At 41.8% G+C, this 21427-nt stretch carries 19 protein-coding genes; 8 read left to right on the forward strand and 11 right to left on the reverse strand.

The genetic code is table 11. The features are described 5' to 3' along the window. Nucleotides 1-494 precede the first annotated feature (494 nt). Nucleotides 495-2801 (reverse strand): beta-glucosidase BglX, encoded by a 2307-nt coding sequence (gene bglX / locus DEO27_RS17895; RefSeq protein ID WP_112567408.1) that lies wholly within the window; start codon nt 2799-2801, stop codon nt 495-497. A gap of 189 nt (nt 2802-2990) precedes the next feature. On the opposite strand from bglX, the gene DEO27_RS17900 reads away from it, so the two are divergent. Beyond that, entirely contained in the window at nt 2991-3752 is a 762-nt protein-coding gene (locus DEO27_RS17900; RefSeq protein WP_112567405.1) for an NUDIX hydrolase, read from the forward strand. Between the two features lie 218 nt (nt 3753-3970). Here DEO27_RS17900 and DEO27_RS17905 read toward each other — a convergent pair whose 3' ends face one another. Then, entirely contained in the window at nt 3971-4207 is a 237-nt protein-coding gene (locus DEO27_RS17905; protein WP_112567402.1) for a hypothetical protein, read from the reverse strand. A gap of 142 nt (nt 4208-4349) precedes the next feature. Here DEO27_RS17905 and DEO27_RS17910 point away from each other — a divergent pair, with 142 nt between their 5' ends. Then, nucleotides 4350-6227, forward strand: coding sequence for a M1 family metallopeptidase (locus DEO27_RS17910; protein WP_112567399.1), 1878 nt, complete (start codon nt 4350-4352; stop codon nt 6225-6227). An 89-nt stretch (nt 6228-6316) separates the two neighbouring features. Here the strand turns inward: DEO27_RS17910 and DEO27_RS17915 are convergent, their stop codons facing one another. Further along, nucleotides 6317-6745 carry a pentapeptide repeat-containing protein gene (locus DEO27_RS17915; RefSeq protein WP_112567396.1) on the reverse strand — a complete coding sequence of 143 codons (429 nt, stop codon included), beginning with the start codon at nt 6743-6745 and terminating at the stop codon, nt 6317-6319. Nucleotides 6746-6936: 191 nt separating this feature from the next. Here DEO27_RS17915 and DEO27_RS17920 point away from each other — a divergent pair, with 191 nt between their 5' ends. Next, on the forward strand, nt 6937-7428 hold the full coding sequence (locus DEO27_RS17920; protein ID WP_112567393.1) for a DUF6265 family protein: 492 nt from the start codon (nt 6937-6939) through the stop codon (nt 7426-7428). Between the two features lie 22 nt (nt 7429-7450). Here DEO27_RS17920 and DEO27_RS17925 read toward each other — a convergent pair whose 3' ends face one another. The 3 genes from DEO27_RS17925 to DEO27_RS17935 all read right to left on the reverse strand — a co-directional run bounded on the left by DEO27_RS17925 (nt 7451) and on the right by DEO27_RS17935 (nt 10521). Continuing rightward, a complete protein-coding gene (locus DEO27_RS17925) occupies nt 7451-8275 on the reverse strand; it encodes a helix-turn-helix domain-containing protein (protein ID WP_112567390.1) in 825 nt (274 codons plus the stop codon). A gap of 415 nt (nt 8276-8690) precedes the next feature. Further along, complete coding sequence (locus DEO27_RS17930) at nt 8691-10079, reverse strand: sulfatase (protein WP_112567387.1); 1389 nt, start codon at nt 10077-10079, stop codon at nt 8691-8693. 79 nt (nt 10080-10158) lie between these two features. Continuing rightward, complete coding sequence (locus DEO27_RS17935) at nt 10159-10521, reverse strand: winged helix-turn-helix transcriptional regulator (RefSeq protein WP_112567384.1); 363 nt, start codon at nt 10519-10521, stop codon at nt 10159-10161. Between the two features lie 76 nt (nt 10522-10597). On the opposite strand from DEO27_RS17935, the gene DEO27_RS17940 reads away from it, so the two are divergent. The 3 genes from DEO27_RS17940 to DEO27_RS17950 all read left to right on the forward strand — a co-directional run bounded on the left by DEO27_RS17940 (nt 10598) and on the right by DEO27_RS17950 (nt 13851). Next, nucleotides 10598-11413, forward strand: a complete 816-nt coding sequence (locus DEO27_RS17940) for an SDR family oxidoreductase (RefSeq protein WP_112567381.1) — start codon at nt 10598-10600, stop codon at nt 11411-11413. 358 nt (nt 11414-11771) lie between these two features. Then, entirely contained in the window at nt 11772-12656 is an 885-nt protein-coding gene (locus tag DEO27_RS17945) for an oxidoreductase (RefSeq protein WP_112568117.1), read from the forward strand. 388 nt (nt 12657-13044) lie between these two features. Next, complete coding sequence (locus DEO27_RS17950; protein WP_112567375.1) at nt 13045-13851, forward strand: helix-turn-helix domain-containing protein; 807 nt, start codon at nt 13045-13047, stop codon at nt 13849-13851. A gap of 251 nt (nt 13852-14102) precedes the next feature. Here DEO27_RS17950 and ychF read toward each other — a convergent pair whose 3' ends face one another. Beyond that, entirely contained in the window at nt 14103-15206 is a 1104-nt protein-coding gene (ychF, locus tag DEO27_RS17955; protein ID WP_112567372.1) for a redox-regulated ATPase YchF, read from the reverse strand. Between the two features lie 238 nt (nt 15207-15444). Here ychF and mgtE point away from each other — a divergent pair, with 238 nt between their 5' ends. Beyond that, nucleotides 15445-16815 (forward strand): magnesium transporter, encoded by a 1371-nt coding sequence (gene mgtE / locus DEO27_RS17960; protein WP_112567369.1) that lies wholly within the window; start codon nt 15445-15447, stop codon nt 16813-16815. A 92-nt stretch (nt 16816-16907) separates the two neighbouring features. Beyond that, on the forward strand, nt 16908-17405 hold the full coding sequence (locus DEO27_RS17965) for a DUF5362 family protein (protein WP_112567367.1): 498 nt from the start codon (nt 16908-16910) through the stop codon (nt 17403-17405). An 89-nt stretch (nt 17406-17494) separates the two neighbouring features. On the opposite strand, the gene DEO27_RS17970 is transcribed toward DEO27_RS17965, so the two are convergent. The 4 genes from DEO27_RS17970 to DEO27_RS17985 all read right to left on the reverse strand — a co-directional run bounded on the left by DEO27_RS17970 (nt 17495) and on the right by DEO27_RS17985 (nt 21356). Further along, nucleotides 17495-17827, reverse strand: a complete 333-nt coding sequence (locus DEO27_RS17970; RefSeq protein WP_090528014.1) for a DUF3276 family protein — start codon at nt 17825-17827, stop codon at nt 17495-17497. 373 nt (nt 17828-18200) lie between these two features. Further along, nucleotides 18201-19988, reverse strand: a complete 1788-nt coding sequence (locus tag DEO27_RS17975; RefSeq protein WP_112567364.1) for an ABC transporter ATP-binding protein — start codon at nt 19986-19988, stop codon at nt 18201-18203. 355 nt (nt 19989-20343) lie between these two features. Further along, complete coding sequence (locus tag DEO27_RS17980; RefSeq protein WP_112567361.1) at nt 20344-20805, reverse strand: RES family NAD+ phosphorylase; 462 nt, start codon at nt 20803-20805, stop codon at nt 20344-20346. Further along, nucleotides 20802-21356 carry an antitoxin Xre/MbcA/ParS toxin-binding domain-containing protein gene (locus DEO27_RS17985; protein WP_112567358.1) on the reverse strand — a complete coding sequence of 185 codons (555 nt, stop codon included), beginning with the start codon at nt 21354-21356 and terminating at the stop codon, nt 20802-20804. Before DEO27_RS17985 ends, DEO27_RS17980 begins: the two co-directional genes overlap by 4 nt. Between the last annotated feature and the right edge of the window lie 71 nt (nt 21357-21427).

A 21427-nucleotide genomic window follows, 5' to 3' on the forward strand; every position in this document is an offset into this window, starting at 1 on the left:
TGCAAACATTTCATTAACACTTCATTAACAAAATAATATTTTTTTTAAAAATATCGCATTGTAAAAATGTTGCTATTATTCCTTAACAGTTCTCCAAAAGTTATCGAAGCAATAGATATTGGTAAAACCGGCCCCTGCTTTTCAAAATTTTAATCTGATTTTAATGTAAGAGGCATAGTTGGCATAATTTATCAAAGTGTTAAAATATCATCATACCATGCAAATACTGTCATGCCAACATTTATTATCAAAGCATCAATAATAAATGTTAAATATACATTTACACAACCTATACTTTTCTATCAATAAATGTTCAAACAACATTTATTGCAATCGATTTCACATCATTAGGACAGCATTTTACACATTTTCTCAAAAGTAAAACAGCCCCGGTAAAATTTATTTACCGGGGCTGTCTGGATATTTTTCTTTATCAAAAAATACCTTTGCTATTTTTAACAAAGTGCTAAAAATGTATTACACTAAAAATGGCATTATTTAGTCCACCAAACTGATGCGCTTTTCGTATCGGCCGAACTTGTTCCTATTTGTACAATAAATTCGCCTGATTCCCAATCGTATTTAAGCTGGCTGTTATAGAACTTCAATTGCTCTGGTGTAATTGAAAAACTCACCTGTTTTGACTCGCCTGGCTGAAGGTTTATTTTTTGATAACCTTTAAGCTCTTTTACCGAGCGGCTGATGCTTGCCACAGGGTCGCTTATATATAATTGTACTACTTCCTCACCAGCATATTTACCGGTATTGGTCACCGTAACAGTCGCGGTTAAAGTTTCATTACCTTTTAACTTGTTTTTGCTTACGTTAACTGCGCTATAACCAAAAGTGGTATAACTTAAACCGTAACCAAACGGGTATAGCGGATCATTTGAAATATCAAGATAATTTGACTTGAATTTTGACGGACCACCACTGTATGGCCTGCCGGTGTTTTTGTGGTTATAGTAAATAGGTATCTGCCCTACGCTGCGCGGGAAGGTAGCAGTAAGTTTACCTGCCGGATTATAATCGCCGAACAATGCATCGGCAATCGCATTGCCTGCTTCGGTTCCCGGCGCCCAAACATCAAGTATGGCGTTGGCATGTTTATCTTCCCAGGTTAAAGTAAGCGGACGGCCATTAAATAATACAATTACCATCGGTTTACCAAGTTTTGAAAGCTCTTTCAGCATATTTTTCTGGCTTTCAGGAATATCAATATCCGAACGGCTTGATGACTCGCCAGACATACTTTGTGATTCGCCAACTACGGCAACTATCACATCTGATTTTTTTGCAGCGTCAACCGCTTCTTTTAACAATTCATCGGCAGGTTTGGCATCCAAAGACACCATACCCGGACCAAAGTTCAATCTTTTAATGAACAGGCTATCCTCAGTAATGTTAGCGCCTTTAGCATAGTTAATGGCAACATTGTTACCCACAACATTTTTGATGCCTTCCATTACACTTACCGATTTTTGCCACTCACCGGCAATAACCCAGGTACCCAGCATATCGCGGTGGTTATCGGCCAATGGGCCTACCAACGCGATACTTCCACCTTTTTTAAGCGGCAGGGTTTGATTATCGTTCTTTAATAAAACAAAGGAATGTTTGGTAATTTCCCTTGCGGCAGCACGATTGGCCGAAGATAATTCTTCTTTAGCTTCCTTGTCAGCATCCATTGATTTGTATGGGTTAGCAAACAAACCTAATTTATACTTTGCCTCTAATACACGCTGGCAAGCCAGATCAATGTCTTGCTGGGTTATTTTCTTTTGGGTAAGCGAGTTTTTTAAGGTTTTTACAAAGCCCTCTCCCACCATATCCATATCAAGGCCTGCTTTAAGCGCAAGGGCCGATACGGTTTGCAAATCGCCAAGACCATGGGCGGTCATTTCGTTAACGGCGGTGTAGTCGGACACTACAAAGCCTTTAAAGCCCCACTGTTTCCTTAACAAATCGGTTAGTAACCATTGATTACCTGTTGCAGGTACACCATCAACAGTATTGAATGAGCTCATAAAGCTTCCTGCGCCGGCATCTACCGCTGCTTTATAAGGAGGCAGATAATCCTGGTACATTTTAATGCGGCTCATATCAACAGTATTGTACTCACGACCGGCTTCCGCGCCGCCATACAGTGCAAAGTGTTTAACGCAGGCCATCACAGCATCCGCATCTTTCATGTTTGAGCCCTGGTAACCCTGCACCATTGCCTTAGCAACCTGCGAGCCATACCAGGGGTCTTCACCCGAACCTTCAGAGATACGGCCCCAGCGTGGGTCGCGGGCAATATCAACCATTGGCGAAAACACCCAGTTCAAACCTTCGCCGGTAGCTTCCTTAGCTGCAATTTGTGCCGATTGTTTGATCAAAGCCATATCCCAGGTTGCTGACATACCCAAAGGGATAGGGAAAATGGTACGGTGACCATGAATTACATCCAAACCAAAAATAAGCGGAATATGTAATCTTGAGTTTTTAACGGCTATATCCTGGATCTGGCGGGTTTGCGCTGTGCCCCACACACCAAATACGCCACCTATCGATCCTTTTTTAATGCTTTCTTCAACACCTTTATTTACTACCGATCCTGTTGTTGCTGCCCCAATGGTTACCAGGTTAAGCTGCCCTATTTTTTCATCAAGGGTCATTTTACTCATCAGGCCTTTAACGTAGGCGTTCATTTTCGCGTCTTCGGATTGGGATTGTGCCCATACCTTGTTAAGGGGCATCAATGCCACGCAAAACGGCATCGCAGCTATAACAAGCTGCCTTGAAAAATACTTTTTCATTTTTTAAATTATGTGGGTAGTAGATAATTGGTTAACAAATATGATTAATAATCAGGGCATTTCATTGCGCCTGCAAATATTTTCGACGTTTTTTAAAATGGCATACTATGGCATTTTTCATAGTGTATTAAGTACACAATTGTAAATATTATAATTAAAAAATCAAACTTTATTTGTACAATAGCACAAATGTTAAGTAAACAGCAACTTATTGAGTATAGCGAGGACGCCCGTAAAAACTACGTGAACCACATTTCTATTGATTGTGTTGTATTTGGATTTCACGAAGGGCAAATGAAAGTGCTGCTATTAAAAACCAACGACGAAGAAAAATGGTACCTGCCTGGTGGCTTCGTGCTTAAGGAAGAACATATAGATAATGCCGCTGTAAGGATCTTGCAGGAACGTACGGGTCTGGATAAAATATTCCTGCAGCAATTCCGTGTATTTGGCGACCCAGACCGTTCAAAGTTTCACAATGATATGTACGTCGGTATGCTGCCTAAAGAAGAAAATTGGTTTTCGGGCCGTTTTATTTCAATAGGCTATTATGCGCTGGTTGATTTTTTTGACGTTACGCCTCACCCCGACCAATTTTCGGAGCTTTGCGCCTGGCGCGATCTGGACGATATGCCCGAAATGCAGCTCGATCACGAAAAGATCTATAAAAGTGCTTTAGATGCCCTGCGCCTTCAGCTCAACTATCAGCCTATAGGCTATAACCTGATGCCGCGGGAATTTACCATGCCCGAGTTGCAAAAGCTGTATGAAACTATTTTAGGTAAAAAACTGGACAGGCGTAATTTTCAGCGAAGGATACTGGGCTTCGGTATTCTCAACCGTTCTGAAGAACCGCGTAAAGGAGGCGCGCATAAGGCGCCCTACCTGTATTCGTTTGATATGGAAAATTATCAGAATGCCCTTACTGAGGGATTTAAGGGGGGATGGTAAATAGTTCTTGCTAAAAAGTTCTGATTCCCCGCAGGGAATACTCATTTGTAGCAAAACAAGTAATAAAAATTTGCGCCGTAGGCGTTACCCATTTACATATAGTATACCGGGTAGCACCTACGGCGCATTTTTTTTTGTGTATATCCTACAAACAGGTAGCACCTAACGGTGCATACAAATAAAACAGGCGTAACATTGTAGCGTTGAATATCTGCGGTTTACTCAACTACATACTCCAGTTTCACCTGCACATTCAAATCCTCGTGCATGCTGGCAAACTGGCGCGGATTACGGGTAAAGTCGGGATCAGTATCCATATAAATGTTCGTGATCTTAACTACTTCCGGGTGCTTATCGGTGCCTATATTATAGGTAAGCCCTTCGCTGCTCTCTAAATTTTGTTTTAGCTGAAGGTATTGCTTACCGGTTACGATGATCATTTTTTCGGCAGTCATGGATATTATTTATAAATGGTAAATTCCTCAAAACCGTACTGAATTATTCTGTAACACACCGGTGATACAAAATTATCGCCTACCAGGTTCAGTAACGGTTTATTATATTTACCTCAAATATAACTTATATACATCTGCATAAATGATCAGTATAAAAAAATTATTGCCATTTATTTTACTATTTGGCGCAAGCATTGTATCGGCTCAACAAACTTTACCCATAGCCGTAAACCTGCAAAAAACCTATACCAAAGGCACACGGACCGCAACCGGCGCTCCCGGTAAAAACTACTGGCAAAACACTGCCGACTATAAGATTAAGGTAAATTTCGATCCTAAAACCCGGCTGGTGAGCGGTACCGTTGGCATCGATTATATCAATAATAGTCCTGATACTTTAAAACGGGTACAATTTAAACTGTATCCTAATCTGTATAAAAAAGGAGTGGTACGCCAAATGCCGGTTTCGGCCGAGGACTTAACCGATGGCGTGCAGATCAAAAGCCTTACTATTGATAATAAAACGCCAGATAGCGCCAAAACCCGTCGTATCAACGGCACAAACATGACGCAGAAGGTTACACCTATCGCTCCCAAACAAAAAGTGCATTTTGATATCAGTTATGCATATACTTTAAACAAAGGCTCGCATATCCGTACCGGCCAGGTTGATACCGGCGCGTTCTTTATCGCTTATTTTTTCCCGAGAATAGCAGTATATGATGATATTGATGGATGGAACGACTATCCATATACAGGTCCGCAAGAGTTTTACAACGATTTTTGCCATTTCAGCGCCGAAGTCACCGTTCCGGGCGATTACAAAGTTTGGGCAACCGGAGATCTGAAAAACGCCGATGATGTTTACGACAGCCGCATTGTTAAACGTATTACCGATGCCGGCGCAAGTGATAAGGTAACCGATATTATTACTGAACAAGATATCAAAGCAGGCAACATCACTAAAAACAATACAACCAACACCTGGAAGTTTGAGGCCGATGATGTTACCGATTTTGTTTTTGCCACCAGCAATCATTATTTATGGAAAGCATCGAGCCTGGTAGTTGATCCTAAAACCGGCAGACGTACCCGAGTAGATGCCGTGTTTAATGAAAAACACAAAGATTATTACGCGGTAGTTGACTACGCCCGTAAAACGGTTGAAGTGATGAGCTACAAATTCCCGAAATGGCCTTATCCATATCAGCACGAAACTGTTTTTGATGGCCTGGATCAGATGGAATACCCAATGATGGTAAATGATAATCCGCTTGAAGACAAAGCCGACGCCATTGAACTTACCGATCATGAAATTTTCCATACCATGTTCCCTTTTTATATGGGTATTAACGAAACCAAATACGGATGGATGGATGAAGGCTGGGCAACCATTGGCGAATGGCTGGTGAGCCCGGAGATAGATCCTTCAATTGTTGACCCATATGGCGTAGCTGCTGTTGAGCAAAGCGCCGGCCATGAAGTTGATGTTCCTGTAATGACCCTCACCCCTATGCTTACCGGAACAGCCAGCTTTACCGATAGCTATCCGAAACCTGGCCTGGGTTATTTATATGTAAAGGATATGCTTGGCGACGAATTGTTCACCAAAGCCCTGCATTACTATATAGCACAATGGCACGGCAAACACCCCATGCCTTATGACTTTTTTAACTGTATGAACACCGGCTCGGGCATGAACCTTAACTGGTTTTGGAAAGCCTGGTTTTTTGATAATGGCGTAACCGATCTGGCCCTAAGCAAAGTGACCAACACCGGTTTAAAATACACCGCTACCATTACCAAAGTTGGCAGCAAACCTATCCCGGTTAACTTAACCCTTAACTATGCCGACGGCACTACCGAACTGGTACATAAAAGCATAGCTGTTTGGGCAAACGGCAATAAATCAACAACTGTCAACTTCACCGCAAAAAAAGCGGTTAAGAAAATAGTATTGGGTACCACTTATGATCCTGATAGTAATAAAAAGGATAACGTGTGGACAAGCAGTAATTAAGAGCTGAACGCATGAAGCGCAAAGCTAAGCTCAATAAAAAGCCCTGTTAAGTTTAAAAACTTAGCAGGGCTTTTTATTTATAGTAATGTCTATTTCTGTTGATATGCTTTCAGCAGGTCAGTAACTTCGATACCATTAATTTTCATGCCGCTCAGGTTACAATCAGAGATGCTGACATTACTCAGGTTACAATCAGTTATGGTACTGCCCTGCAAATCGCAGTTTTCAAATTTAAGTGGGCGTTGCTTCGCGTTTGGGTCATAAGCCGGGTGCCCTTCGGGCGGCATACCTATATCGTGAATGTAAGCTCCGCCGAGTTGCGCGTATTTTATTTCCAGATCGCTCAGGTTGGCATCTTCAATCTTAAGCCCGGTAATGCATACATCCTTAAAACTTGCATTGTTCATCATCACCTGTTCAAGGGTTGAACCATTGAGCATGGCGCATTTAACATCAAGGATCTTTTGGCTTTCTTTTATCGTGATACGTTCGTTATTGTTGCTTGCTGCGTTTTCCATGATATAGCTATTGGTTTATATCAAATATCCTGAGAATAAACAGTAAAGCAGGGCTATGTAAGCGACAAACATCAGGGGCATTTGCGACAATCAAATCTTAGTTTTGAGGACAAAAGCCAAACCCAATACACGGGCTCATCTTTGATATCTTCATTTTAAATTGTACCTTCCATCACTTAGTCACAAACCCAATGAACCTGCTTCGTCATTCCAAATTACAGCTATTTGTTATAGCCTGCATAGCGTTTTCACATAGTGCTTTCGGGCAGAAAAAAACTACGCCTATCGCGCAAGCTAAATGGCTTATCGGCAGTTGGAAAAACCAATCGGAAAAAACACTGGATATCGAAACCTGGAAAAAACTAAATGATTCCACTTTTCTTGGCCGGAGTTATTCGTTAGCAGGCACAGACACCGTATCATCCGAACATATCAGTTTAGAACAGCATTCCGGTAAACTCTATTATATCCCAACGGTAAAAAATCAAAACGATGGCAAAGCTGTAACCTTTACCCTCACCTCGTCAGATAGCAAACACCTCGTTTTTGAAAATCCGGAGCACGACTTTCCGCAAAAAATAACTTATACGCAAATCAGTAAGGACTCATTAGTAGCCGAAATATCAGGCATACGGAAGGGTAGGCAAAAAGCCATACCATTCCCCATGAAAAGGGTTAAATAATAACTACTGCACAGTTTTTAAATTATTGCAGTAGTTCGGCTACATCGCGACCGTAGAACTCTTTAAACAGCTTTCTGAAATATGCAGGTGTTTCAAAGCCGGCAACATAAGATATTTCGGCAACAGTACGGTATTTACCACTGTTTATAGCTTCCATAGACATATGTAAACGGATTCTGCGAATGTAATTATTGGGTGTAATACCTGTGGTATTTTTTATGCGGCGGTGCAGCTGCCTTTCGCTTAAACCCATTTCGCTGCTCAGCAATACAATGCTCAAATCAACTTTACCAATATATTTCCTTACCAATGTTTCAAGCTCATAAAGCCATAACTGATCGGCGATAGAAAGCTCGCTGATTGGTTTTAAATTAGCAAAAAAGGCAGAACCATTCCCCCCATTTATTGCATCACTATTTTGAAGTGAAGCTGATTTTCTCTCCTCCCTGTTATTAAATATTACAGACGTCCTGCTAAACTCTTCCAGCTTCTTCTTATCAGTAATATTCCTGGCGATGGCGAAAACCAATTGCTGATTTTGCACCGGCATCGATGTCCAGGAGAGCCAGACAATTTCCCCGCTTTTGGTTACATACCTGTTTTCAAAATCATAAAGCGGATTATTCTTAATGATGCTCTCCCGTTTGGCGGCAGTAATGCTCCTGTCATCAACAAAAACAAACGAATCAATAGGTTTTGCAAACAGTTCACTTTCGGTGTAGCCTAAGGTTTTTGAAACGGCAGGGTTAATCTTTTTAAAATACCCGTCGAACCCGGCCACGCACAACCAATCGGGCGACAGGTGAAAGAAACATTCCAAATCAAAAATCTCGTTTATACTTTCCATATAAATTTCTGTTTCTGCTTGCAGGGGTATGTCAACGCTTAATGGTTAACAACAATAGCTACAGGTTGTGAAAAGGCAAATTCAAAAGAAGCTATTTTTTACGATACTATTAGATTTTTACTGCCGGGTGGCAGGATTTTTCACTAAAATGTCAGTCCTGTCAACTTTTAAAAATGGAGTTGTGCCATGTTGAGGTAAAACACAGCGGCAATATGGAATTATTGATGAATACCGGAGGCCCTGTATGAGATACAGGCATTGTAAATTCTTCACCTATGGATAAGGAAGGTGGCAGGCAATCTGTTGGCCGGCATTAATAAGGATCGAAGGTTTATACTACCAAAATCAAGGTATACTTAATAGCAAGTATCATTACATAATAACATGCTATTAAGTATACGACTCTTTATCTTTCTTAATTTTCTTTCATCCCCGGATACTGATCAAAAAGAGCTTTTAGTTTCCTGGCAATTTCAGGGTAATCTTTGATTACGTTGGTACGTTCACTGGGATCGTAGGCCAGGTTAAACAACTCGGTTTTTGCGGGTAGCGGTGAACCTGCCACACCACCAACATTATTGTTGGCCTTTACTTCACGATACTTCCAATCGCCCAAGCGAACAGCTTCACAAACGCTGTTATTATAGTAGTAAATAGGCCGGTGTTCGGGATGCTTAGGTGCCTGGCCTGTTAACACATCGGCTATCGACTGTCCATCCAGTGTACGGCCTTTCGGCATTGGAGCGCCTGTCCATTTGGCAAGCGTAGGCAGCACATCCAAATTACTCATCATGCTGGTTATACTTGCGCCAACCGGGGTATGGTTTTTCCAGTATACAATGAACGGCTCACGGACACCGCCCTCGTATGTTAATCCTTTGCTACCGCGAAAAACTCCCGCCGTACCTGCATCCCAGTGCCTGGTGGCGCTATCGCCCAGCATGCGATCCGGAAAATCTATCCACGGGCCATTATCGCTCGAAAACATAAATATGGTATTATCGGCCAAACCCTGTTTTTCAAGCTCGGCCCAAACCTGGCCAAGGCTTTCGTCCAGTTGCTCAACCACATCTCCCAAATGTCCTCCATCGCTTCGGTTTTTATTTTTTGCAGATGATGCAAATGCTACCGGTAAATGCGGCATGTTATGAGCGAGGTATAAGAAAAATGGCTTATCACCCTTTTTCTGTGATTTTATATAGCGAATAGCTTCGCGTTGGTACAACTCAATCAGCGATGAATCTGCCGGTTTCAAGATCTCCGGCTTATGATTACGAAATACTTTAATTGTTGTGTCTGTTTTTACATAAGGCGAGCGGTAATCATGGCTATACAGCAAGCCATAATATGAATCAAAACCCTGGGCCATCGGATGGTTATAGGCTGCATGGTCACCGAGGTGCCACTTGCCAATCATGGCTGTTTTATAACCTACCTGCTTCAGCATTTCAGCAATGGTAACTTCCTGATCCGGAATACCCAATGAGGAGCCCGGCCCGATAGGGTAAGGCAAATTCATCCTTGAGGCATAACGCCCGGTAAGTAATGAAGCACGTGATGGCGTACAGGTTGGACTGCTTACCACGTAATTTGTCGCCCTCACCCCTTTTTGCGCCATCTTATCTAAAAACGGCGTACGGATTACCGGATTGCCATAACAGCTTAAATCGGAGTATCCCATATCATCGGCCAGTACAAAAATGATATTAGGCAATTGCTTTTTTTGTGCCGATACGGGTGTAATTAAAAATATAAAAGCCAAAAAGAAAAGGCCTTTGCAGGTTAATTGGATGAGATGTTTCATTACCCGGTGAAAATAGGTTTTTATTACAGATGACTGTTAAAGATAACTTAACTGTTACAATTTGTAATAAAATCGCCAATTACTGCTTATCGGTATTGCGTAACATCTCCCGGTGCTCTTTGCCCCATTTTATCATCTCCAAAATGATATTACCAAAACTGCGGCAATACTCTGTAGATTCATACTCGATTAAAACCGGCGACGTTGGGGTTACGGTACGTTTAACGAGCTTGTTCATTTCCATGGTCTTTAGCTCGCGCGATAGCATGCGCGTGGTGATACCAGGGATACTCCGCTCAATTTCCCTGAAACGCTTGTTTCCGTTGCAAATAGAATTGATGATTGGCAGTGTCCATTTACCGCCAATAACATACATGGTGTCTTGTAATGCCTGCCGCTCATCGGCATGATTACGTTGGTGTGACGTTATTCCCGCTTCCATACTGGTATACTCCGTGTAACTGGTTACAAAATTATACCAATTCCATTATACTTTTGCATAAAAAAAGTAAAATACCATGTCAAAAACAGTTTTTATAACCGGAACCAGCAGCGGGCTGGGCAAATTAACCGCTAAACATTTTGCAAACCAGGGCTGGAACGTAGCCGCTACCATGCGCACTCCTGAAAAGGAAACCGAGCTAACTCAATACCCTAACATCAAAATATTTAAACTGGATGTAACCAATTTGGAGCAGGTAAAAACCGCTACCGAACAAGCCGTTACCGCTTTCGGTAAAATTGATATTGTGGTGAACAATGCCGGCATGGGCACTTATGGTGCACTGGAGCTGGCTAAGGAGGAAGATATCGACTGGCAATTCGCCGTAAATACCCGTGGACCAATCAACATTATCCGCGCGTTTTTGCCTCACTTCAGGCAAAATGGTGGTGGTACGTTCATTAACATCAGTTCATTTATGGGGATCACGACTGCTGTGCCACTTGGCTCATTGTACAACATGTCGAAATTTGCACTTGAAGGCCTTACCGAAGGGCTTTATTACGAACTGAAACCGCTTAACATCCATTTGAGGCTGATAGAACAGGGCGGTTCAAAAGGCAATAACTTTGTTGAAAGCGTTGTTTGGAATCAAAATCCGGATATAACGGCTTACGACGCGCTTACCAACAAGCTTCAAAACCTGATGGGCTCAAGGGATGAATCACAGCTGGACGACCCCATGGAGATTGTTAACGCCATAGATGATCTTGCCACCGGCAAAAGCAACAAGTTCCGCACGGTAATAGGCAATATGGGTAACATGCTCATGAACATGCGCGGCACCATGCCTATTGAGGAATATATGGATAAGATGAGCAGCTTCTTTTAATAACCCTGATTTACCTGATTTAAGGATTTCCTGATACCTAACTTTAAGTGTAACCAATGTTTGGACGAAAAAAATGGGAGGGTTTGTGCGATTCCCTCCCTTGGGACGGTGTAGGGAGGGGTTTTATCGCCAGTCCATTTGTTTTAATTGCGTGTAAACCCCTCCCAGCCACTACACATCCCAGCGCGCCCCTCCCTTGGGAGGGAATTAAAAGCGTTTCCAACACGAACATCAAGAAATTCTTCAATCAAGCTAATCATGGTTCATGACCTTTTTAACAAAGCAACTTGAGCTTTTTAACAAAACGCTGCGCTGCCTATCAGCCTACCTTTGTGTTATCAAAATAAAGATAAAGACTATGAAAAAAGTATGGTTTATAACAGGCAGCGCCCGTGGATTAGGTCGCAACCTTACAGAAGCAGTTTTAGCAGCAGGTGATAGTGTTGCCGCTACAGCACGTAACCCTGAACAATTAAAAGATCTGGCAGATAAATATCCCGGTCAGATTTATCCTATAAAATTAGATGTTACCGATTACCCGGCAGTTCATAAAGCAGTTGCCGATACAGTAGCACACTTTGGCAAAATTGATGTATTGGTAAACAACGCCGGTTTCGGTATCATTGGTGCAACTGAAGCGTTTACTGATGAGCAGGTGCGTAGCCAACTCGAAACAAACCTTTACGCTCCTATCGAGATAACCCGTGCGGTATTGCCTTATATGCGCAAACAGCGTTCGGGCCGTATTTTGCAGATCAGCTCGGTTGGAGGTCGTATAGGCAATGCAGGTTTAAGCATGTACCAGGCCGCAAAGTTTGGCTTAAGTGGCTTCAGTGAAGTTTTGTATAAAGAGGTAAAACCGCTTGGCATAATGGTTACCAGTGTTGAGCCCGGCGGCTTCCGTACCGATTGGGCGGGCGATTCAATGAGCTATGCGCCAAAGGTTGAAGGCTATGAGCAAACTGTGGATGCACGTGCGGATTACATGTCGAGCGGTAAGTTCGTTCCGGTTGGCGATCCTGAAAAGGCAGCCAAAGTGATGATCGACCTGGTTGAACATCCTGAACCACCAATGCACCTGGTATTGGGTAGTGAAGCTGCCGCCTTGCTAACTCTTGCCGACGAAGCACGTAAAGCAGAGTTTGAGAAATGGTTGCCGATTACCAAATCAACAGACCATGACGAAGCAGGTGATTTTATGAATACCGATTATGGTAAGGCAATAGCCGCTCAAAAAAGCTAATATATCCGCCAATGGTCGTGTCCTCTCGGGCATCAGCAAATCAACATTTCCCAGCGGTTGTGCCCTCATTATAGGTATTGGGAAGATGAGGAATTGCCGGGAATATTAACATAAAAAGCCATGTCATTGCGAGGAGGAACGACGAAGCAATCTCGTAGCTATGCAGATCGGACATGCATTGGCTACGAGATTGCCACGCTTCGGCAATGACATGGTTGTTATTTGTTTTTCCGGGCAACTTTCAGCAAAGCAAATCAACATTTTCCAGCGGTCGTGTCCCCACAACCGCTATTTTTGTCGTACATACGGCATCTAATACCCAAGCACAAACACTGGCGCGACAACATGCCCTTGGGGTATGTAGAAATATTATATAAATTTGAGCAGCATGCCTTTGTCAAATCCAAAAACATCACCACGCATACTTTACTCCTGTTACTCACAGGTGAGCAGGACCGGCGAGCAATTCATTGCCGACCATGTATTCGGCTATATCCTCTCGGGCGATTCTGAGATTTATGTTAACGGTAAAAACTATTATTTTAAACAGGGTGATTACCGTTTTCTGAAACGGAACGAGCTGGCAAAGTTTGTAAAGCATCCTCCTAAGGGCGGCGAGTTTAAAACCATTACCATTGGTATGGATCAGGCTACCCTGCAAAGTATGAGCGCCGAGCTTGACTTACAAGCAGATGGCCCTTATACCGGCGAAAGCGCATTATTGCTGAAACCTAATGACCTGTTCAACAATTACATCAGATCATTAAGCCCTTATATGGATAAAACCAGCGATGAGATTAGTCCGGCACTTACGCTGCACAAGGTTAAAGAAGCCGTAATGATATTGCTGGAAACCAATCCTGAGTTAAAAAATATACTGTTTGATTTTAGTGAGCCAGGCAAAATAGACCTTGAGGCCTTTATGACCCAAAACTATCGTTTCAATGTTGATCTTAACCGCTTCGCCTACTTAACCGGTCGCAGCCTGGCAACATTTAAGCGTGATTTCGAACGGATCTTTAACACGTCACCCAACCGCTGGATCCAAAACCAGCGACTAAAAGATGCCTACTTCCTGATCAAGGAAAAGAAACACAAGGTATCAGATGTGTATATGGACGTAGGTTTTAAAGATCTCTCTCATTTTTCTTTCGCTTTTAAAAAGACTTATGGGGTAGCACCATCGGCCGTATAACGGCCGAGATTTAAGACAGCAAGATTCAGGAGACAAGAAGGGAGGACTGTTTTAAATATGGCTGCAAATCATATAACTCAAAAAGACGTCATTGCGAGGCACGAAGCAATCCCCGACTTATTTATTTTTAGCCGGCTTATGAAAGTCGCGACATAAAAAAGCCAGAAAAGAGACCGGAATCAAATCCTAACCTCTTTCCTGACTTTTCTTATTATCTTGATTCTCGACTCTTGCTGTCTTGAATCTGTTCCCTATACATTAAATCTGAAGTGCATAATGTCGCCATCCTGCACAATGTAAGTTTTACCTTCAACACCAAGTTTACCGTTTTCCTTTATGGTAGCCTCAACGCCATTAAATTTCACGAAATCATCGTATTTAATAACCTCTGCGCGGATAAAGCCTTTTTCAAAATCGGTATGGATAACACCTGCTGCCTGTGGCGCGGTAAAGCCCTGAGTGATTGTCCATGCACGCACTTCCTGCACACCTGCGGTAAAGTAAGTAGCCAGGTTTAATAACCTGTAAGCCGCTTTAATCAGTTTATTCACACCAGATTCTGTTAAGCCAAGATCATCTAAAAACATCTGGCGCTCTTCGTAAGTTTCCAGTTGCGAAATTTCAGATTCTATCTGAGCAGAGATGATCAGCACTTCAGCATTTTCATCCTTAACGGCAGCTTTTACTTTCTCAACATAAGCGTTGCCTGTGCTTACCGAACCTTCGTCAACATTACAAACATATAACACAGGTTTAGCGGTAAGCAACCACAAATCAGCTACATATTCTTTATCCTCTTCCTCAACGGCAGCGGTACGGGCCGATTTACCTTCAAGCAGGTGATTTTTATAAATCGTTAAAACATCAAAGGTTTTCTTAGCTTCTTTGTCGCCACCGGTTTTAGCCATCTTTTCAACCTTCTGGATCTTTTTCTCTATCGATTCAAGATCTTTCAGTTGCAATTCGGTATCAATGATCTCTTTATCGCGAATCGGGTCGACAGAACCATCAACGTGGATCACGTTGTCATTATCAAAGCAGCGTAACACGTGGATAATAGCATTGGTAGCGCGGATGTTGGCTAAAAACTGGTTACCCAAACCTTCGCCTTTACTGGCACCTTTAACCAAACCGGCAATATCAACTATCTCGATAGTGTTTGGCACTATACTTTTCGGGTTAACTATTTCGGTAAGCTTGGTTAAGCGCTCATCCGGCACTGTAATTACACCCACATTTGGCTCAATGGTACAAAACGGAAAGTTAGCCGCCTGCGCCTTAGCATTTGATAAGCAATTAAAAAGTGTCGATTTACCCACATTCGGCAAACCTACTATACCACATTGTAAACCCATTTTTGTGTTTTTATCTAAATTATATTGTAGTTCATGGTTAATAGTTCATAGATCATAGTTTAAAACCCTCCTAAATTATACCTAAAAGGCTATGAACCATGAACAATAGGCCATGGACTAAAAAGCGCAAAGATAACAGAAAATTTTGCCTTATAATTTGAAAAAATAAACGACTTTTGCGCTCGGAAAAAACAGGATAAAATATTTTATAACCGATGTAAAAAAGGAGGGCCTATATATGGAAGAAATGGTTGAGCAAGTAGAATTTTTACTGGAAAAACAAGACGACACCCAATTACAGGAATATTTGAACAACCTCAACATATCGGATGTTGAAGAACTGATTGGCGAACTTCCTGAACATGGCCCCAAATTCATCGAAATCCTGTCGCTTAACCGGGCGATCAATGTGTTCCGCATCCTCGAGTTCCCGGTACAGGAACGTATCATCAAAAAACTTTCGGGCCAAAAGGTTGAAGATCTGATCAACGAGCTTCCACCGGATGACCGTACCGCACTTTTCAGCGAGCTGCACGGCGACGCTGTTCAAAAACTCATCCAGAAACTTTCGCCCGAAAACAGGAAAGAAGCGCTAATCCTTTTGGGTTACGAAGAAGAAAGTGTTGGCCGCCTGATGACGCCCGATTATATTGCCGTAAAACGTACCTGGGATGTAAGCCGCGTACTTTCGCACATCCGCCGTTACGGTAAAAACTCCGAAACCATTGATGTTATTTATGTAATTGATGAGCACGGTGTATTACTTGATGATATCCGGATCCGTGAGATATTATTGGTAAAACCCGAAACCAAGGTAAGCGAACTGATGGACGGTCGTCTGATTTCTCTTAGCGCCAGCGACCCGCAGGAAGAAGCCATCAACGTTTTCAGGATGAATAACCGCACAGCTCTACCCGTTGTTGATAACAATGATGTACTGCTTGGCATCGTGACTGTTGATGATATCCTCTGGATAGCCAACGAAGAATATACAGAAGACATCCAGAAAATAGGTGGTACCGAAGCCCTGGATGAGCCCTATCTTGATATCAACTTATTTAAACTCGTAAAAAAACGTGTTGGCTGGCTTATCATTTTGTTTTTAGGCGAAATGCTTACCGCAACCGCTATGGGTTATTTTGGCGATGAGATATCTAAAGTTGTAGTATTGGCCTATTTTATCCCACTCATTATTTCGAGCGGAGGCAACAGCGGTTCGCAGGCCTCAACATTAATTATACAAGCCATGGCCCTTGGCGAAGTAACCGTTGCCGATTGGTGGCGGGTTATGCGCCGGGAAATCTTATCAGGCCTGATGCTGGGTGTTTGCCTGGGTTTAATAGGCTTTTTACGCATAGCCGCATGGAGCATGTTCAGTAACATTTACGGCCCGCACTGGATGCTGGTAGGTTTTACAGTTGGAGCATCGCTTATTGGTATTGTTTTATGGGGATCATTATCCGGATCGATGTTGCCGCTATTACTTAAAAAACTCGGCGCCGACCCGGCCACATCATCAGCTCCGTTTGTAGCTACGCTGGTAGATGTTACCGGTTTGATCATTTACTTTACCATTGCGGTATTATTTATGCGGGGCATTCTTTTATAAAACAGGGTTTTAGAATTAAATAACAGCAGATTTGAGTATTTGGTTATAATATTTATCTTAGTGTTAAAATAATTAAAACCTTAACACTAAAAATGGAAACTCCGGTAGAAACCTACGAAGCCCCACTTACACCAAAAAACGAGCTTATTTTAACGCCAGAGGCGCAAAGTTACTTACTAACAGCAGGCAAATGGGCTACCTTCCTGGGAATCCTTGGCTTTATATTTTGTGGCTTATTTTTGCTACTTGCCCTTTCAATGGGTACAATTATGAGCAAAGTTGCCTCAATGCAGCCATATAACCCCGCCACAGCAATGATGGCAGGCATGGGTGGAGGCTTAACAGCAGTTTATGTTTTGCTGGATCTGCTTTACTTTTTCTTTGCATTATACCTTTATCAGTTTGCAACTAAGATAAAAGCGGCCATCAACTTCAGCGATTCCATTCAGCTTACAGCTGGTTTGAAAAAACTGAAGTCGTTTTTTAAACTTTGGGGTATTGTAACCATAGTTATTATAGCGCTGTATGTACTGGGTATTATATGTGTTATTGCTTTTGCGGCCAGCATGGGAGCAGCTATGCACCAATAACATTTTCTAAATATTGAGCTTATAAAAAAGCCCTGCTTCCTAATAAGGAGCAGGGCTTTAATTTTATTTTAGTTTAGTATTGTTCTGTATTAGATCTCGAAAGAAAAATCCTCATCAGCAGAAGCTCTGGCAATTTCAGGATTTTCGCTGTACTCATAGCGTTTTTCAACTACTTCCTGGTTTGATTTAATGTAGTCGATGGTATCTTTCAAACCTTCAGCAAACTTTTCGAAGTCTTCTTTATATAAAAAGATCTTGTGTTTCACAAACACCCCATCTTCCAAACGCTTTTTGCTTTCAGTAATAGTAACATAATAATCGTTTGAACGGGTTGCTTTTACATCAAAAAAATAGGTCCGCTTCCCAGCTCTCACCTTCTTTGAATAAACCTCTTCACGCTCTCTATTGTCAAAATCTCCCATATATATTTACCTGTAATTAGTTTTGGTTGGCATAAATATAAATAAAATTTCAAAGTGCAAGTATTTTATTCGTTATTATTGAATTTTTTGAAACAAAAGTGTCATTTTTTTGTGTGGGTGGTCTTTCGAGGCAGTGTTGTGAAAAGAGAATGGTTATGGAAGAGCATTTCGCAGAACACCTTTTAAAAAATCATGTCATTTCGATATAGCATGGGGAGGAACGTGTGTTGGAGCGAAAGAGAAATCTTATACGCTATACCAACCGACATGCATGATGTAAAAGATTTCTCCTCACTCCTTTTCCACATCCCCATGCAATTCGTAGAAATGACATCGCGTTTTGTTTAGTATGCAATCCGATTTCTATAAGCCATTAAGCATCCTGTTCTTCTTCCAGCAGTTGCTTTTCGTAAAGCTCAAAGTAGGTACCTTTAAGCTGCATCAGGTATTCGTGGTTACCTTGTTCAACTATTTCGCCGTTATCCATCACCAGAATCTTATCGGCATTTTTTATGGTTGAAATGCGGTGGGCTATAATAATACTGGTTTTACCCTGCATTACCCTGCCAAGATTATTCAGGATCTCTTCCTCCGTACGGGTATCAACTGCCGAAAGGCAATCATCAAAAATCAAAATCTGTGGATGTTTAAATATGGCCCGGGCAATAGATACACGCTGCTTTTGTCCACCTGATAAGGTAACGCCACGCTCTCCAATCAAGGTTGTGAAACCTTCTTCCAGTTCAATAATGTTATTGTACACTGCAGCATCTTTGGCAGCTTGTTCAACAACCGGCATATCCAGCACATCGGCACTAAAGGCTATATTGTTGGCTATGGTATCCGAAAACAGGAAAACCTCCTGCGGTACAAAGCCAATCTGCGAGCGGTAATTTTCGAGACTAAGTGATTTTATCGACTTAGTATCAACTGTGATCTCTCCACCAGTAGTATCATACATACGCATTACCAAATTGGCAATAGTTGATTTGCCCGAACCCGTGCGACCTATAATAGCCAGCATATGACCTGGCTCTACCGTAAAAGAAACATTTTTTAAGGCCTGAATACCGGTATCAGGATAAACAAACGATACGTCATCAAACTTAATCAATCCCTCTACATGATGATTATCTGCAACCGGCGAAATAATCTCCGGTTTTTCATGCAAAAACTCATTGATCCGTTTTTGTGACGCCGCCGCGCGCTGTACCAATGAAGTTACCCAACCCAATGAAATAACCGGGAACGAAAGCATGTTGAGGTACACGATAAACTCGGCAATATTGCCCGAGGTGATATTGCCTTTTATTACTTCAACACCGCCAACGTACATGGTTATCACGTTGGCCAGGCCTACCAATAATAACATGATCGGGAAAAACAGGGCCTGTACCTTAGCCAACTCCATGGAATGCACTTTATAGTCTTCGCTCTCTTTGGCAAAACTTTCGCGCACAAAACTTTCACGCACATATGATTTGATCACCCTGATGCCTGAAAAGTTTTCCTGTACAAAACTGGACAAAGCCGACAGGCGTTCCTGGATCATCTCGCTGCGATGGTTGATCACGTTGTTTACGTAATATATTACTCCAGCCAAAATGGGAAGCGGCAATACCGAAAAAATAGCCAGTTGTACATTAACCGTAAGCATGGCATATATTACCATAACAAATAATACCACCGTATTAATGGTGTACATGATACCCGGCCCAAGATACATGCGTACCCGACTCACATCCTCGGTTACACGGTTCATAAGGTCGCCGGTGTTATGGCGGCGGTAAAAGGCAAGTGATAATTCCTGGTAGTGGTTGTAGATTTCGTTCTTTAGATCATATTCGATATGTCGCGACATCAGGATAATGGTTTGCCGCATAAAAAACAGAAACAAGCCCCGTAACAATGCCAGCACCAATACCAGCGTACCAAACAAAAACAGGCTGGTACCAAAAATATCATAGATAAAACTTTGCCTGTCGAAACCTGAAAAAAGCTGATAAGCACCGATATTTTCAGTAACCAGATCAAAGGCCACGCGAACAACCTGCGCAGGCAATACACCAAAAATATTAGATATAATCACAAACATCACACCGGGAATAAGCCGCCAGCGGTATTTGTAAAAGAATTTATTAAGGTATGCGAGGTCTTTCATTTATTATAGTCCGGAAGTCGGGCAAGTCCGAAAGTCGGAAAGCCCTGACATAATAATCAAAAGTATTAAAATTTGAGGAGAGTGCTTGGATTGAAAAGTCGGGAGGATGTAAGAATGTTACATTGATGCATCTGTTACAATCTTGTCAGTGTTCAATTTTTAAAAGTATGAACGCTTGCAGATTTTTCAAAAACAGACACCTTTGATAATCAACAAATTACAAATACAACAAAGCGCCTTAAAACCCTAATTAAACACACACGATCTAATAATCAGACAGTTATAAAATTACAAAACAACAAGTTGAACACCCGTTTTCACAAAGTTGAACACTGACATAACACTGTCAGTACGATCATCCCTTTTTGATCAATCGCTTGTCGAAGGTAAAAGGCTGCACTTCCTCAATTTTCAACATAGAAGCGTCGGGGTGCATGGGGTTTATCAGCACGTTTTTGGCCAAAGGGTCTATCACACTCGGAATATAAAGCAACAACGCGCTTTTTGATGTAAGCCAGGCATTACCTATCCTTTTTAGGATTGCAGGTGCCGGATAGCTGTTCCAGCCAAGAGGTAATTCGGCAGGATCTAACTCTTCACTACTGACTGTATCCGGAACAGAAATGCTCATGATCACAAGATCATTGTGAATTTCTTCAGGCTGCAAATGCACCAATACCTCGAGTATAGCTGTTGATGAATTAACGGACGAATATATAACCGGGATATGGTCGTGCCAGCGAGCGGAAAATAATACTCCTCCCCTGCCCGAAAGGTCATGAGCATACTTTTCTCTTGTAATACGGTAAAGAATCATGAATAAAAACCATATTCTATTTGCGAAAGCACATCGTTAACCATCCTTAAACCCTCACTTGTATCAAGCAACTCTAACGGTTGTTTATCTCCCAATGCCATATTTGGACGCACAAGCCATTTATCAACAGTTGCGGTATCTCCTAAAATATCAAGCCCCCGAACATAAATACGCGTAAACTCATACAGAAAATTTGATTGTTCAGGCGATAAAAGATCATCTTTCCCATAACGATTAAGCTGCCTGGCGCTAATATGGAGTATGTTAGAAAGTTGAGTTTTTGAAACATTGGTTTTTTCCAAAATATTATCAACTGCCAGTCTTGGTATACCGCCTCTGATACAATCAATTATATTGCTATCCCTATCACAATTTATCTTGTTTTTAACATAATCCTCAGGAAAAAGAAAAGAAAAAACATACCCTGCATCAGGCGATGCTATTTTAAGATCTGCTATACTTAATTTTTTTGGACGATTAGCTACTTCTGCCATAATGACCACCAATATACAGACAAATGTCCCAATTTCAAAATTTATTTTATAACCCATTTGAAATCATAAATTTTAATATCCCATAAAAGGCCCTTACTTTGTATTTAATAGCTTTTTCATACATACCG

The sequence above is a fragment of the Mucilaginibacter rubeus genome (genome assembly GCF_003286415.2).
Lineage (GTDB): Bacteria > Bacteroidota > Bacteroidia > Sphingobacteriales > Sphingobacteriaceae > Mucilaginibacter > Mucilaginibacter rubeus_A.

Excerpts from the sequence above, each read along its gene's own strand:
- bglX (WP_112567408.1), bottom strand. The coding sequence starts at position 2,801 with ATGAAAAAGTATTTTTCAAGGCAGCTTGTTATAGCTGCGATGCCGTTT.
- DEO27_RS17900 (WP_112567405.1), top strand. The coding sequence starts at position 2,991 with ATGTTAAGTAAACAGCAACTTATTGAGTATAGCGAGGACGCCCGTAAA.
- DEO27_RS17905 (WP_112567402.1), bottom strand. The coding sequence starts at position 4,207 with ATGACTGCCGAAAAAATGATCATCGTAACCGGTAAGCAATACCTTCAG.
- DEO27_RS17910 (WP_112567399.1), top strand. The coding sequence starts at position 4,350 with ATGATCAGTATAAAAAAATTATTGCCATTTATTTTACTATTTGGCGCA.
- DEO27_RS17915 (WP_112567396.1), bottom strand. The coding sequence starts at position 6,745 with ATGGAAAACGCAGCAAGCAACAATAACGAACGTATCACGATAAAAGAA.
- DEO27_RS17920 (WP_112567393.1), top strand. The coding sequence starts at position 6,937 with ATGAACCTGCTTCGTCATTCCAAATTACAGCTATTTGTTATAGCCTGC.
- DEO27_RS17925 (WP_112567390.1), bottom strand. The coding sequence starts at position 8,275 with ATGGAAAGTATAAACGAGATTTTTGATTTGGAATGTTTCTTTCACCTG.
- DEO27_RS17930 (WP_112567387.1), bottom strand. The coding sequence starts at position 10,079 with ATGAAACATCTCATCCAATTAACCTGCAAAGGCCTTTTCTTTTTGGCT.
- DEO27_RS17935 (WP_112567384.1), bottom strand. The coding sequence starts at position 10,521 with ATGGAAGCGGGAATAACGTCACACCAACGTAATCATGCCGATGAGCGG.
- DEO27_RS17940 (WP_112567381.1), top strand. The coding sequence starts at position 10,598 with ATGTCAAAAACAGTTTTTATAACCGGAACCAGCAGCGGGCTGGGCAAA.
- DEO27_RS17945 (WP_112568117.1), top strand. The coding sequence starts at position 11,772 with ATGAAAAAAGTATGGTTTATAACAGGCAGCGCCCGTGGATTAGGTCGC.
- DEO27_RS17950 (WP_112567375.1), top strand. The coding sequence starts at position 13,045 with ATGCCTTTGTCAAATCCAAAAACATCACCACGCATACTTTACTCCTGT.
- ychF (WP_112567372.1), bottom strand. The coding sequence starts at position 15,206 with ATGGGTTTACAATGTGGTATAGTAGGTTTGCCGAATGTGGGTAAATCG.
- mgtE (WP_112567369.1), top strand. The coding sequence starts at position 15,445 with ATGGAAGAAATGGTTGAGCAAGTAGAATTTTTACTGGAAAAACAAGAC.
- DEO27_RS17965 (WP_112567367.1), top strand. The coding sequence starts at position 16,908 with ATGGAAACTCCGGTAGAAACCTACGAAGCCCCACTTACACCAAAAAAC.
- DEO27_RS17970 (WP_090528014.1), bottom strand. The coding sequence starts at position 17,827 with ATGGGAGATTTTGACAATAGAGAGCGTGAAGAGGTTTATTCAAAGAAG.
- DEO27_RS17975 (WP_112567364.1), bottom strand. The coding sequence starts at position 19,988 with ATGAAAGACCTCGCATACCTTAATAAATTCTTTTACAAATACCGCTGG.
- DEO27_RS17980 (WP_112567361.1), bottom strand. The coding sequence starts at position 20,805 with ATGATTCTTTACCGTATTACAAGAGAAAAGTATGCTCATGACCTTTCG.
- DEO27_RS17985 (WP_112567358.1), bottom strand. The coding sequence starts at position 21,356 with ATGGGTTATAAAATAAATTTTGAAATTGGGACATTTGTCTGTATATTG.